We start from the raw sequence: 12640 nt of genomic DNA, 5'->3' as shown, positions 1-12640 counted from the left end.
AGTATTCCCATTGTTCCGAAAAAAGTAACGTTACCTGTATGATGCCACAACTCTCTTCACTTTGACCAACAAGAAGTACAGAGTTAAAACGAACTATGATAGTAGAAAGAGGTGGTGGACTGTGCTAGAGATTAAATCGAACGGAACGGACTGGAACGCACCGGTTCAGCCGATTCATACACTGATAAAAAAACTTGAACAAAAGCCATTGGATCCTGTCTATGAAGGCATGGGCAATTTTATTATTAAATATAAAAATGAAAATCAGACTGACAACCCGCGTTATGTTGGCTGTACGCATTTTCTTGGACATTTTGCGACCATTCCTTATGTGTTTAACGTGATCACGAATGAAAAAGTGGTCATTGAAGAGCTGACGAAAGCGATTCGAATGAATCAAGAGCGTATCGATTATGAGCAGTTGCGTCGCAATATCTTTTCCTATTAAATTCCTTTTGTCCTGTGCTATGCTTTTCGTGAGGTGAGGGGAATGAAGGGGAATATAGCTTCGTTAAACATTAAGCTGCCAGAGAAAGTTGAGACACAAACTAAAACTTATTTTACAGCCTACAACAAAACGCCGCAGCAGCAACCTGTTTTTTTACATAAAACACACTTTGAAGGTGATGGAGTAGGAAACACCAAGCACCATGGTGGAACAGATAAAGCGGTCTGTGTGTACCCGTTTGAACATTATGAAAAGTGGATGACTGAGCTCGATCTAGAAGTACCGTTATCCGTCCCGGCATTTGGTGAAAACCTTACTGTTAAAGGTCTCTTGGAAGATGATGTTTGTATCGGTGACGTGTTTTCAGTCGGTGAGGCGATTGTTCAGATCACACAGCCTCGTCAGCCTTGTCAGACGCTAGCTTCTATTCTTTGTCGGCCAGATATGATCAAAAAGGTAGTAGATACGGGGCGGACGGGTTATTACCTGCGTGTTATAAAAGAAGGGTTGGTTGCAACAGGTGATGAGATGTTGCTGATTGAAAAACACCCTGCGCGTATTTCTGTTACAGAATCCAATCAGATCAAGTACGGCTTTTTAAAAGATGCTGAAAAAGTTTAAAGATTGATCGAAGTAAAAGAATTGGCGGAATCGATGAGGTTTTCATTAACAAAGAGAATTTAAAACTTTTATTATAACACTTTATGAGATGGAAATCATTTGGGAAAATGAATCTGTTAATAGGGTGTTAATTTCTATCCATGGAGTATTATTTTCCCAATTTATTAAATGACCAATCATGATACAATAAATCAGTAATAGTCGAACAATTCAGAAAATATACATAACGGGCCCGGGACCTGACCACCAAGAGCACATGGTTTGATTGTTATAAAATCATGATTGGGGGAAAAGAAATGAAAAAAACTGTATTTCGTGCATTCAGTGCAGTTCTCAGTTTGTTGTTTGTCCTATCATTAATGGTAGGTAATCTCCATTTCTCTGCATCAGCAGCAACGGTTGATATAGGACCGAAAAACTTCCTCGTTGGTTTTAAATCAGATATTCAAACAGCTCAAGTAAATGATGTTAAAAAAATGGGTGGGCAGGTTAAGCATCAATTTAAATTTATGGATACGATGCTTGTTTCGATGCCAGAGGCGGCAGCAGCCGCACTTACGAAGAATCCGAACGTTTCTTTTGTTGAAGAAGATCAAGTAGCGTATAAAACGGCTCAATCTACGCCGTGGGGAATTACGCATATTAAAGCGAATCAAGTTCATGCGACTGGAAACACAGGATCAGGTGTTAAAGTAGCGATTTTAGATACGGGAATTGATGCAAATCATCAAGATTTAAACGTACGTGGCGGTGCTAGCTTTGTACCAAGTGAGCCGAATGCGCTGGTTGATGGTGATGGCCATGGTACACACGTTGCAGGTACCGTAGCGGCACTTAATAACACGACAGGTGTTCTTGGTGTAGCTTATTCAGCTGATCTGTACGCTGTAAAAGTATTAGATAGTTCTGGAAGCGGAACATATAGTGGCATCATTCAAGGAATTGAGTGGGCTGTTGCAAATAATATGGATGTCATCAACATGAGCCTAGGGGGAAGTTCAGGTTCAACTGCCCTTAAACAAGCTTGTGATAATGCCTATAATTCTGGTGTGCTAGTAGTAGCGGCTGCTGGAAACTCAGGAACAAAAGGGAAGCAGAACACGATTGGTTATCCGGCAAAGTATGCTTCTGTTATGGCAGTTGGAGCGGTTGACTCGAACAATGCCCGTGCTTCGTTTTCTAGTGTTGGTTCAGAACTAGAAGTAATGGCACCGGGAGTAAATATTTTAAGTTCTGTTCCAGGCAATAACTATGCGAGCTACAATGGAACGTCAATGGCTTCACCACACGTGGCTGGGGCGGCGGCACTTATTATGGCTGGCAACCCTGGACTAACAAACGTTCAAGTTCGCCAAAAGCTCGTCAATACAGCAAAACCGCTTGGTGATGCATTCTATTATGGTAAAGGCGTAATCGATGTTTACGCAGCTACTAGATAACTAAAAAAATGCAAAAAAGAGGTTCTTTACAGAGCCTCTTTTTTGCTTGCCGTTCTTTCATCTTGCTTCAGAATATCTTACCTTCACGTCCAAGTCATCACAAAATACTTTAAATTGATAGTAGTCAAAGTAAAGCTGGTCTTCCTCTTTGTGATCCCAGCTGAAGATGGTTGATCCAAACACATAATCTTTCTTTCTGAAAGCCCGTATGGAAGGGGTATGTTGAACAATTTCAATCATTCCTTTCTCCATACCTATTTCAAGCTGAAGGATGACCCAAGGTAAGTCCTCTGGATGTACTTTCCTCTTTTCTCCGTTCCTTACGATTCGAATCGTTTTAGACATCGGCAGGTCTCCAATATTTTTATAGTCATTTCGTATCGTAGTTATTATAATGATAGTTAGTATCCGTACGCAAGAAGGTACATAATTGTAACTAAGGCAACGAAATGAAACTAAGGGGTGTTTTCGATTGAGAAAAGAATATTCTCATCCGATTGAAGTGACGATGGATGTGGTATGCGGAAAATGGAAAGGGATTATCTTATGCCATTTACAGCAAAATGATGTTTTACGATTTGGCGAAATTAAAAAACTGCTTCCAAAAGTGTCACAAAAAACACTGACGCTTCAACTAAGAGAATTAGAAGCTGATGGCTTGATCAATCGTAAAGTATACCCAGAAGTACCACCAAAAGTAGAGTATTCTCTAACGGAATACGGAAAAAATTTAGAAGTCACATTAAACCACATGAGTGAGTGGGGAAGAAGTCATGTTGAAAAAGTGGAATTAAACAGGTAGAAAATAGTTACAATGAAGAAGTGGTCGACTTTCGTTCCAGACTGTTCGCAATCCGCGTGTTGCGGTAAGCCTGTTGAAAGAGATATGAAATGTTGCTCCTGTGTCTAAGAGAAAGTCTGCCTATGATACTTCCTCGTCGCAATGCCTTACGCTCACTTGAAATTGTCAGCGAACAGACTCACCATAATATCTTTTAAATAGCCACAATCTTGTAGAAAAGGCCTGCGAAAAAGATTGAGAGTTTAGCTGATAACGACTATAATTATAATGTTATGCATATAAAACAGAGGTGAAAAACCATGTTAGAACGTTTAGAGACGATCGAAGCAAGATATGACAAGTTAAATGAATTACTCAGTGACCCTGAGGTTATAAATGATACGAACAAGCTGCGCGATTATTCAAAAGAGCAATCTTCCCTTCAAGATACGGTAGCGGTTTACCGTGAGTATAAGGAAGCGAAAGAGCAGCTGGATGAAGCAAAAATGATGCTTGAAGATAAGCTTGATGCTGAGATGACTGCGATGGTAAAAGAAGAGATCTCTGGTCTTAACCAACAGATCGAAGAGTTTACGGCTCAGTTAAAGATCCTATTGCTTCCAAAAGATCCGAACGACGACAAGAACGTTATCGTAGAGGTTCGTGGTGCGGCAGGTGGAGACGAGGCGGCACTTTTCGCTGGCGACCTTTACCGTATGTACACACGTTATGCAGAGATGCAAGGATGGAAGTCTGAAGTAATCGAAGCTTCCTATACAGAGCTTGGCGGATACAAAGAGATCATCTTTATGATCAATGGTGCTGGTGCTTATTCGAAGCTTAAATATGAAAACGGCGCTCACCGTGTTCAACGTGTCCCGTCAACAGAATCAGGCGGACGTATTCATACTTCTACAGCGACGGTTGCTGTACTTCCTGAGGCTGAAGAGGTTGAAGTTGAGATTCACGAAAAAGACGTTCGTGTTGATACGTTTACATCATCTGGTCCAGGGGGTCAGTCTGTAAACACGACTCAATCAGCGGTTCGATTAACACATGTTCCTACAGGTACAGTGGTATCGTGTCAGGATGAAAAATCACAGATAAAGAACAAAGAAAAAGCGATGAAAGTTCTTCGTGCACGTGTATATGATAAGATTCAGCGCGAAATACAAAAAGAGTACGATGAGACACGTAAGAGTGCGGTTGGTTCTGGAGACCGTTCAGAGCGTATTCGTACGTACAACTTCCCACAAAACCGTGTGACCGACCACCGTATCGGTTTAACGATTCAAAAGCTTGATCAAATTCTTCTGGGTAAGATGGATGAGTTTGTTGAGGCATTGATTACAGAGGACCAAACAAGTAAGATGAAAGCTCAGGCGGACGCGTAAAATGAGTACAAAAGTTCATGAAGCCCTCGCGTGGGCTTCTTCTTTTTTAGCTGAAAACGGACGCGAAAGTTTTGCCGCAGAAATATTAATGAGACATATTTTAGGGGATGTGAATCGAACAGAGATGCTCATGCGTCTTCATGATGTGATGACTGATGAGAATGAGGCGATGCTCAAAGCAGCAGTCGCTCGCCACGTTGAAGGAGAGCCAGTTCAGTACATTACCGGAAAAGAAGAATTTTACGGTCGAACTTTTTATGTGAACAAAGAAGTCTTAATCCCAAGACCAGAGACAGAAGAGTTAGTCGAACATACACTAACGCTTATCTCAGAACATTTTCGTGATGATGATCCCGTTACAGTTGCAGATATCGGAACGGGAAGCGGAGCCATTTCGATCTCATTAGCATTGGAGAATAATCGACTGAACGTATTAACGGTTGATATTGCAGAGAAATCGATTGAGGTAGCGAAAGGAAACGCAGATCGACTTGGTGCAGAGGTTACATTCCTGCACGGCGACCTTTTACAGCCTTTTATCACTAACGGGGAAAAACTTGATGTCGTCGTATCCAATCCGCCGTACATCCCAGATCATGAGATCGCGGTACTTGAGACAATCGTAAAAGACCGTGAACCCATGAGAGCACTAAGTGGGGGGAAAGACGGCTATGTGTTCTATCGACGCTTCATGGAAGAACTGCCGCTCGTTCTAAAAGAAAAAGCGATCGTAGGCTTTGAAGTAGGAGCAGGGCAGGGCGAGACGGTAGCGGGCATGCTTCGTGTCACGTTCCCTGGTGCGGATGTGTATGTAAAGGAAGACATCAGCGGCAAGGACCGCATGGTGTTCGCCATCCTCGGGAAATAAAGCGGGAAATGGGGTCTGACCCGGGTCAGACCCCAAACAATTTAGAAACAATTTAAAGACAAACGGCCGACTTAATCAGTCGGCCGTTTGTGATAATGAGAAAATTAACCTTCTTTATAAAGATGTAGATTTTAAGGTACGTGTTTTTATATTAGTTACGCGATCGCACACTTTTCGAAATCAACTCCACACTTTTCGACACAACTTTCGCACACATCATCTAATCTTGCACACATCTTTCCTCATTCTTATTCTTTCACCATCAACTTAAGCGGTGCCGCAATCTTCTTTTCTACTTTCTTTCCTGCTAGTACGTCGGATGCTGCTTTTACCGCTAGTTCACCGATCAGGTCAGGCTGCTGAGCGACGGTTGCTGCGAGCTTTCCTTCTTTTACAGCATTTACGGCATCATCGTTACCGTCGAATCCAACGACGAGCACATCTCGACCAGAGCTGTTGATCGCTTGAAGTGCGCCGAGCGCCATTTCATCGTTATGCGCGAATACAGCTTTAATGTCTGGATTCCCTTGGAGTACGTTCTCCATGACGTTTAACCCCTTTGTACGGTCGAAGTCAGCCGTTTGTTTGGCTACAACGTCTAACTTTTCATCAGCTACATTATGGAATCCTTTCCCACGCTCGCGTGTTGCTGAAGCTCCAGGTACCCCTTCTAATTCAGCCACTTTTGCACCCTCACCGAGCTTTTCTGCGATAAAGTCACCAGCCATCTGGCCACCTTTTACATTATCAGAGGCAACAAGCGTTGCTACATCTCCTTTATCTGTTGAACGGTCCAGTGTAACAACCGGAACATCAAGGTTGTTCGCAGATTGAACAGCGGTTGAGATCGCCGCTGAATCTGTCGGATTGATCAATAGAGCGTCAATGCCTTGCTGCAGAAGATCTTCTACATCGTTTACTTGTTTAGCAGAATCATTCTGTGCGTCGACCACGATCACTTCAGCACCTTGTTTTTTCGCTTCATCGATCACGCCGTTTTTCATCGATACGAAGAACGGATTGTTAAGCGTTGAAACGGATAAACCGATTTTAATCTTTTCTCCGTCACCTTTTTTAGCCGGTTTTGCCCATGAAGGGGGCTCTAATGAACAGGCACCTAACAAGAAAACAGATAAAGACATGATGAGTAATAAAGCTTTTTTCATTTAGAAACCCTCCTACGCTGCTTTTTTACGGTCGATCAATACTGCAATCAGGATCACGATCCCTTTTACGACCATTTGGAAGAATGATGATACACCTAATAAGTTCAAACCATTGTTCAACGTTCCGATAATCAATGCGCCGATTAATGTTCCGACAATTAATCCGCGTCCACCAGATAAGCTTGTTCCACCGAGAACAACAGCTGCTATCGCATCCAGTTCATACGATGTGCCGGCAGTCGGTTGAGCAGAGTTCAGACGTGAAGTAAGAATCGCTCCAGCTAGTGCTGCCAATAGCCCTGCTAGTGAATAGATCATAATTTTTACTTTTGTTACTTTAATTCCTGAGATGATTGCAGCTTTCTCGTTTCCGCCGATCGCATACGTTTTTCGTCCGAACGGTGTTTTATGAAGGATTACCCAAAACGCTGCAAAAGCAAGCATCATCGTGATTGCTGGGACCGGAATTCCTAAGAAATAACCTCGTCCAAAAAGTTGGAACATATAGCTTTCGCCAAGACCCGTGATCGGATTACCGTCTGTATACACTAACGTTAGTCCACGGAAAATCGTCATCGTTGCGAGTGTAGCGATAAATGGAGCCATTTTTCCTTTTGTGATCAGTAAGCCGTTAATCGCACCCATTACAGCACCTAGCAAACATCCGATCAAGATCGCTAACATCGGATCAACGCCAGATACGATCATTCCTGCCATCAGTGCACTCGATAACGCGAGAATGGCACCAACGGATAAGTCGATTCCGCCCGTTAGAATAACGAATGTCATACCAAAGGCGATGAGTGCGTTAATTGCAACTTGGCGCAGCAAGTTTAATAAGTTCAGTGGTTCTAGAAAACTAGGATTTAGAATCGATACGATTGTAACGAGTATCAACAGTCCTAATAGAGGTCCAAGTTTTTGCATCAAATTTTCTACATGATTTACTTTAGCCGGTGACGTTTTCATTTTATTGTCCTCCCGTTGCATATGTCATAATTCTTTCTTGAGTTGCTTCGCTTTTCATGAGCTCACCGCTGATCTGTCCTTCGTGAACGACAAGAATACGATCGCTCATGCCAAGAACTTCTGGAAGTTCTGACGAGACCATGATAATCGCTACACCACGATCGGTAAGTTCGTTCATCAACTGATAGATCTCACGCTTCGCACCAACGTCAACACCTCTTGTTGGCTCGTCCAAGATCAGCACTTTTGGTCCGATTCCAACCCATTTCGCGATGACGACTTTTTGCTGATTACCTCCAGAAAGGTTCTTGGCATTCGTTTCGCTTGATTCGGTCTTAATCTGTAACCGTTTGATGAGCATATCCACAAAGTCAGTCTCTGTTTTATAATCGATCACACCATTTTTAGAAAAACTTCGTAAGTTAGGCAGCGCCATGTTTTCACGTATTGAAAAGTCGAGAACCAAGCCTTCGTTCTTTCTATCTTCTGTAATAAAACCAATCCCGCGTTTCACCGCTTCGTATGGGTTTTTGATAGATACCTTCTGACCACCAACCCAGATCTCGCCAGAATCAAGCTGATCGAGCCCGAATAATGCACGCATGATCTCCGTACGACCTGCACCCATCAGGCCGGAAACACCAACGATCTCACCGGCTCTTACAGAGAAACTAATATTTTCAAAGATTCCATTTCTCGTCGCGTTCTTTACTTCTAAGACAGTTTCGCCAACTTGTGGATTGCGTTCTGGAAAACGATCAGTAAGCTCACGGCCAACCATCTTCCGGACCACTTCATCAAAGCTAGTCTCTGCGATCGCTTTCGTATCAACCGTTCTACCATCTCTCATGACCGTAATTCGATCACAGATTGCAAAAATCTCTTCCATACGGTGTGAGATGTAAACGATAGACACACCTTCTTTTCGTAGAGCGTTAATCACATCGAACAATTTTTCGATCTCACGCTCAGTAAGGGCAGCGGTCGGCTCGTCCATAATGATGACTTTGGCGTTTGTCATAAGCGCCTTCGCGATCTCGATCATCTGCTGTTGACCAACAGAACAAAGACCTGCGTCTTTTTCGAGTGGAATGGTGACAGCTAACTTTTCAAACTGCTTTTTTGCCAACGCTTTCATTTCTTTTGTCTTTAAAAGGCCGAACGGTGAACGCAGCTCTTTGCCGATAAAAAGGTTATCGAGCACAGTCATGTCAGGCCATACGTTCAATTCTTGGTGAATGAACGCGACTCCGTGCTTCTCGGCTTCTTTCGGGTTATCAAAGTACCGCTGTTGTCCGTCAATCTGAATGGTTCCTGAATCTTTTTTATGAAGACCGGTTAAAATGTTCATCATTGTTGATTTTCCGGCACCATTTTCACCCATTAAGGCATGCACTTCGCCTGGTTGAAGGTCGAAGTCAACACCCGTTAATACTTGGTTGGCACCAAATGCTTTATATATATCGTTCATTTGAATGTGCAACACGATCACCTCTTTTAGAAGATTACCCCTGCTTGCAGGATACAGTTGGCATACGGCGTGACTTCACCAGTTCGAATGACTACTTTCGCCTGCTTTGTTAATTGTTTAAACGCTTCATGAGAGACAAACTTTTTTTCTGTTTCAGAGAAAGTCTCGTCCATAAACCGCAAAGTCTTTTCGTTCTTCTCTTTGATCTCATTGGCAAGTATCACTTGTTCCACGACCATGTCCTCTGATACAGCAGAAACAACATCTGTAAAGCTCGGTACACCGAGCGTAAGTGCGAGATCAATTCGCGGAACATCGCTTGGAATCGGAAGACCAGCATCCGCAATCACGATAAGATCTGTATGTCCGAGATCACTTAACACTTTAGAGATATGACTGTTTAAGATGCCATGTCGTTTCATAGAGATGCCTCCACTTCTGATCGGTTCGGCATACCGCCTTGCGCACCGAACTTTGTAACGGATAGGGAAGCGGCTCGATTGGCGAACTGCAAGCTTTCTGTAATGTTCTTTCCTTCTGCTAAAGCAACGGCTAGTGCGGCATTGAACGTATCTCCTGCGCCTGTTGTGTCTGTTACTTCTACTGAGTAAGAAGGAACGGTGATCTCTTTTTCACCATCAAAATAACGAGCTCCGTTCTTTCCTTCCGTTATAAACACTTTGTTCGGATATTGTTTCAGTGCTGATTCTGTTGATAATCCATCAAAAAGAACGACTGCTTCATGTTCGTTCGGAGTAATAAAGCTTGCCGAGTCGATCACTTTTTTAGAGAGTGGGCGAGCTGGAGCTGGGTTCAACAACAAAGGAACATCTAGCTCCTGACAAAGCTCACTTACATATTCGACCGTTTCTTCTGGAATCTCTTGTTGAATGAGCACCATGTTTGCTTGTTTGATGAGTGCTTCTGATTTCTTAACATAATGAGGTGTTACATGATCATTCGCGCCTTTAACGACGACGATGCTGTTATCACCTTCAGCTAAAACGATGTGAGCTGTACCGCTTTCTGTATCTGTAACCGGTTCCACATTCGTTACATCAACACCGTTTTGTTTAAAGTTCTCTAGAATTTCCGCTCCGTAATGGTCATCACCTACACAACCGATCATGTAAACCTCTGCACCAAGACGAGCAGCAGCGACTGCTTGGTTCGCTCCTTTTCCTCCAGGTACGGTTTTAAACGAACGTCCCAAGACAGTTTCTCCTGCTCCTGGACGTTGATCAGATGTCACGACGAGATCCATCGAAGAGCTTCCGATGACTACAATTTTAACCATTCGTATCAACCTTTCTTGTTGTATTTCGATCTATAAATGTAACAGGCAGTTGAACCTGCTGTTGATGGATCTTTTCTTGATTGATGATCTTCACAAGCAGCTGTGCCGCTTCTTTTCCCATCTCATAAGCCGGCTGGCGAATGGTAGAAAGGGAGGGGAACAACAAACTGCTCTGCGGTATATCATCAAACCCGATGATCTGAAGTTCTTCCGGAATCGATTTTCCGAGACGAAGTGCCTCATGTAAGACAGCTGTTGCCACAATATCGTTACTCGCTAACACACCATCTGTATCAGGATATGTTGCAAAAAGTTCTTTCGCCCATCTCTCTGCATCTTCAAAGGCAAAAGAAGTTGTCGACATCACATGAAAATCAATATTTGATTGACTCAGAACTTCTAACGCACCTTGAAAACGATCTTGGGCAGGTTGGATATGCGCGGGACCTTTTAAAATTGTGATCCGCTTGCTGCCCCTTTTCACGATCTCTTCTGCAGCTATTCTTCCGCCTTCTTTTCCATCCGCATAGACAGAAGGATAATCAGAAGATGTTCTGTCTAAGAAGACTACGGGAATGGACAGGTTTTTATAGTTGTTCTTTGCTTTATTGTTCGTGGCTGAGATGATACCGACTACATTGTTTTGAATAAACGTGTTTAAATAATCGAGCTCTTTCTCAGCATTTTCATCACTGTTTCCAAAAAGAATACGATAACCGCCTTTTTGCATCTCATCTTCTACACCTCTTGCTAACTGTGGAAAAAATGGGTTAGTGATGTCTGGCAGCAACAAGCCGACCAATTTTGATTTCTTTGTATAGAGGGAACGGGCGACTTCATTTGGGCTGTACTTCAGTTCAGCAACGGCAGCCATCACTTTTTTACGCGTATCTTCATGAACGTATCCATTCGCATTCAAAACGCGAGATACTGTCGCAACCGACACACCTGATTTCTTTGCCACATCACGAATGGTAACCAAATCTCCGCCTCCTCTAAAAAAATATGTAACCGTTTACACATTTAAGTTAACAGAAAAAGAATCAGCATGCAAGTTGGTAAATTTTTCTCCTTGGTTGTGTGTGAAAAGACTTTCTTCAGATCTTACTTTCTCACATCTTGAAAAGTTGATTGAAGTGAAAGATGCGAGACTCCTGGGGGATCAGCGGGACAGGTGAGACACCTAACAGTGCAGAGCGCTAGGTGGCTCACCGCACGCCCCCCGGAAAGCGAGCATCTGTAACGGAAATCAACCACTTTCAAAAGCACCAAAGTAAAACGAATGTCGAATCGAATAGAACGAAATTTACTAGATTACTAGTATGAAAAAATATCACCGTGTCCAAACTGTGGTTAGATACGACGGGGGAGGAAAAAACAATGAAAAAGCGCAATCATTTCTTTATTCTAGTTCTTATATCTCTAGCGGTGATGTTCTTATTTTTTGAAACACAAACCAAGGTGGCGAACGCAACAATGAACGCCTCTGTTAAAATACCTGAAGAATCGATCAGACTTCGCATTCTAGCAAACAGCAATACGGATGCTGACCAAAAACTGAAGCGTGAGATCCGTGATGAAGTGAATGCCCAGATCACAACTTGGGTGGGTGAGTTATCTTCCATTTCTGAAGCACGTGAGATCATTCGTAAACAGCTGCCAACGATTGAAAAAATCGTTCAAAGTAAGCTGGATAAAGCCGGTCTTGAGAAGACGTTTTCTGTAGAATTAAACAAAGTAGCTTTTCCTACTAAAATGTACGGTGACTACATCTATCCTGCAGGTCAATATGAAGCTGTGCTGATCACACTTGGTGAAGGTGAAGGGAAGAACTGGTGGTGTGTACTCTTCCCACCATTATGCTTTCTAGACTTTGAAAATGGCGATGCAGTTAAAGAAAACAAAGATGGCAAAGGTGACGTAGTAGATACGGCTGCTGAAGCAGGTGCAGATCAAGCGAATCAAGCAGATGAAGCTGAGGAAATCGAGACGAAATTCTTTGTGGTAGAACTGTTTGATAGCCTCTTCAGCTTTGTAGGTTCCTTATTCTCGTAAAATGTGCATATTTTCCTCCCTATTTTCATAGATTATAGAAAATGAAGAAGGTAACCAAATGGTGGTTAGCCTTCTTTTTTTAAAAAAGTTTTTCGGGTGAAATGATGAAAAACAGCCGAATGAAGGCTGAA

14 protein-coding genes are annotated in these 12640 nt (G+C 42.8%); 7 read left to right on the top strand and 7 right to left on the bottom strand.

Annotation, left to right across the window (positions count from 1 at the left end):
* The first annotated feature begins 121 nt into the window (after positions 1-121).
* The 3 genes from ACOZ9X_RS17690 (at position 122) to ACOZ9X_RS17680 (ending at position 2508) form a co-directional block, all read left to right on the top strand.
* Positions 122-448: a hypothetical protein gene (locus ACOZ9X_RS17690; protein WP_144696872.1), complete on the top strand. Its 327-nt coding sequence runs from the start codon at positions 122-124 to the stop codon at positions 446-448.
* A gap of 42 nt (positions 449-490) precedes the next feature.
* Positions 491-1069, top strand: a complete 579-nt coding sequence (locus ACOZ9X_RS17685) for an MOSC domain-containing protein (RefSeq protein ID WP_423419345.1) — start codon at positions 491-493, stop codon at positions 1067-1069.
* 296 nt (positions 1070-1365) lie between these two features.
* A complete protein-coding gene (locus ACOZ9X_RS17680; RefSeq protein ID WP_423419344.1) occupies positions 1366-2508 on the top strand; it encodes a S8 family peptidase in 1143 nt (380 codons plus the stop codon).
* 57 nt (positions 2509-2565) lie between these two features.
* Here the strand turns inward: ACOZ9X_RS17680 and ACOZ9X_RS17675 are convergent, their stop codons facing one another.
* On the bottom strand, positions 2566-2853 hold the full coding sequence (locus ACOZ9X_RS17675; protein ID WP_423419343.1) for a hypothetical protein: 288 nt from the start codon (positions 2851-2853) through the stop codon (positions 2566-2568).
* Between the two features lie 127 nt (positions 2854-2980).
* Here ACOZ9X_RS17675 and ACOZ9X_RS17670 point away from each other — a divergent pair, with 127 nt between their 5' ends.
* The 3 genes from ACOZ9X_RS17670 (at position 2981) to prmC (ending at position 5551) form a co-directional block, all read left to right on the top strand.
* Positions 2981-3310, top strand: coding sequence for a helix-turn-helix domain-containing protein (locus ACOZ9X_RS17670; protein WP_322741730.1), 330 nt, complete (start codon positions 2981-2983; stop codon positions 3308-3310).
* Positions 3311-3609: 299 nt separating this feature from the next.
* Positions 3610-4683 carry a peptide chain release factor 1 gene (prfA, locus tag ACOZ9X_RS17665; protein WP_423419342.1) on the top strand — a complete coding sequence of 358 codons (1074 nt, stop codon included), beginning with the start codon at positions 3610-3612 and terminating at the stop codon, positions 4681-4683.
* Between the two features lies 1 nt (position 4684).
* A complete protein-coding gene (gene prmC, locus ACOZ9X_RS17660) occupies positions 4685-5551 on the top strand; it encodes a peptide chain release factor N(5)-glutamine methyltransferase (RefSeq protein WP_423419341.1) in 867 nt (288 codons plus the stop codon).
* Between the two features lie 248 nt (positions 5552-5799).
* Here the strand turns inward: prmC and rbsB are convergent, their stop codons facing one another.
* Genes rbsB through ACOZ9X_RS17630 form a run of 6 tightly spaced genes read right to left on the bottom strand, consistent with a single transcriptional unit; the run spans position 5800 to position 11436 of the window.
* Positions 5800-6717: a ribose ABC transporter substrate-binding protein RbsB gene (gene rbsB, locus ACOZ9X_RS17655; protein ID WP_423419340.1), complete on the bottom strand. Its 918-nt coding sequence runs from the start codon at positions 6715-6717 to the stop codon at positions 5800-5802.
* A gap of 12 nt (positions 6718-6729) precedes the next feature.
* Complete coding sequence (gene rbsC / locus ACOZ9X_RS17650; protein ID WP_423419339.1) at positions 6730-7686, bottom strand: ribose ABC transporter permease RbsC; 957 nt, start codon at positions 7684-7686, stop codon at positions 6730-6732.
* 1 nt (position 7687) lies between these two features.
* Complete coding sequence (locus ACOZ9X_RS17645; protein WP_423419391.1) at positions 7688-9169, bottom strand: sugar ABC transporter ATP-binding protein; 1482 nt, start codon at positions 9167-9169, stop codon at positions 7688-7690.
* 14 nt (positions 9170-9183) lie between these two features.
* Complete coding sequence (gene rbsD, locus ACOZ9X_RS17640) at positions 9184-9579, bottom strand: D-ribose pyranase (RefSeq protein WP_423419338.1); 396 nt, start codon at positions 9577-9579, stop codon at positions 9184-9186.
* Positions 9576-10454 (bottom strand): ribokinase, encoded by an 879-nt coding sequence (gene rbsK / locus ACOZ9X_RS17635; protein WP_423419337.1) that lies wholly within the window; start codon positions 10452-10454, stop codon positions 9576-9578. The genes rbsD and rbsK overlap by 4 nt, the downstream gene beginning before the upstream one ends.
* Positions 10447-11436, bottom strand: a complete 990-nt coding sequence (locus ACOZ9X_RS17630) for a LacI family DNA-binding transcriptional regulator (protein WP_423419336.1) — start codon at positions 11434-11436, stop codon at positions 10447-10449. Before ACOZ9X_RS17630 ends, rbsK begins: the two co-directional genes overlap by 8 nt.
* A gap of 398 nt (positions 11437-11834) precedes the next feature.
* Between ACOZ9X_RS17630 and spoIIR the strand changes: the two genes are divergently transcribed.
* The gene (gene spoIIR, locus ACOZ9X_RS17625) at positions 11835-12509 is read left to right on the top strand and encodes a stage II sporulation protein R (RefSeq protein ID WP_423419335.1); all 675 of its coding nucleotides are present in this window, start codon (positions 11835-11837) and stop codon (positions 12507-12509) included.
* Positions 12510-12640: the final 131 nt, after the last annotated feature.

Source organism: Fictibacillus nanhaiensis, from assembly GCF_049537595.1.
GTDB lineage: Bacteria > Bacillota > Bacilli > Bacillales > Fictibacillaceae > Fictibacillus > Fictibacillus nanhaiensis_F.
This window is presented reverse-complemented; position numbering and strand designations above follow the sequence as displayed.

Coding starts and splice junctions, on each gene's coding strand:
- ACOZ9X_RS17675 (WP_423419343.1), bottom strand. CDS start 2,853: ATGTCTAAAACGATTCGAATCGTAAGGAACGGAGAAAAGAGGAAAGTA.
- rbsD (WP_423419338.1), bottom strand. CDS start 9,579: ATGAAACGACATGGCATCTTAAACAGTCATATCTCTAAAGTGTTAAGT.
- ACOZ9X_RS17680 (WP_423419344.1), top strand. CDS start 1,366: ATGAAAAAAACTGTATTTCGTGCATTCAGTGCAGTTCTCAGTTTGTTG.
- spoIIR (WP_423419335.1), top strand. CDS start 11,835: ATGAAAAAGCGCAATCATTTCTTTATTCTAGTTCTTATATCTCTAGCG.
- ACOZ9X_RS17685 (WP_423419345.1), top strand. CDS start 491: ATGAAGGGGAATATAGCTTCGTTAAACATTAAGCTGCCAGAGAAAGTT.
- rbsC (WP_423419339.1), bottom strand. CDS start 7,686: ATGAAAACGTCACCGGCTAAAGTAAATCATGTAGAAAATTTGATGCAA.
- prmC (WP_423419341.1), top strand. CDS start 4,685: ATGAGTACAAAAGTTCATGAAGCCCTCGCGTGGGCTTCTTCTTTTTTA.
- prfA (WP_423419342.1), top strand. CDS start 3,610: ATGTTAGAACGTTTAGAGACGATCGAAGCAAGATATGACAAGTTAAAT.
- rbsB (WP_423419340.1), bottom strand. CDS start 6,717: ATGAAAAAAGCTTTATTACTCATCATGTCTTTATCTGTTTTCTTGTTA.
- rbsK (WP_423419337.1), bottom strand. CDS start 10,454: ATGGTTAAAATTGTAGTCATCGGAAGCTCTTCGATGGATCTCGTCGTG.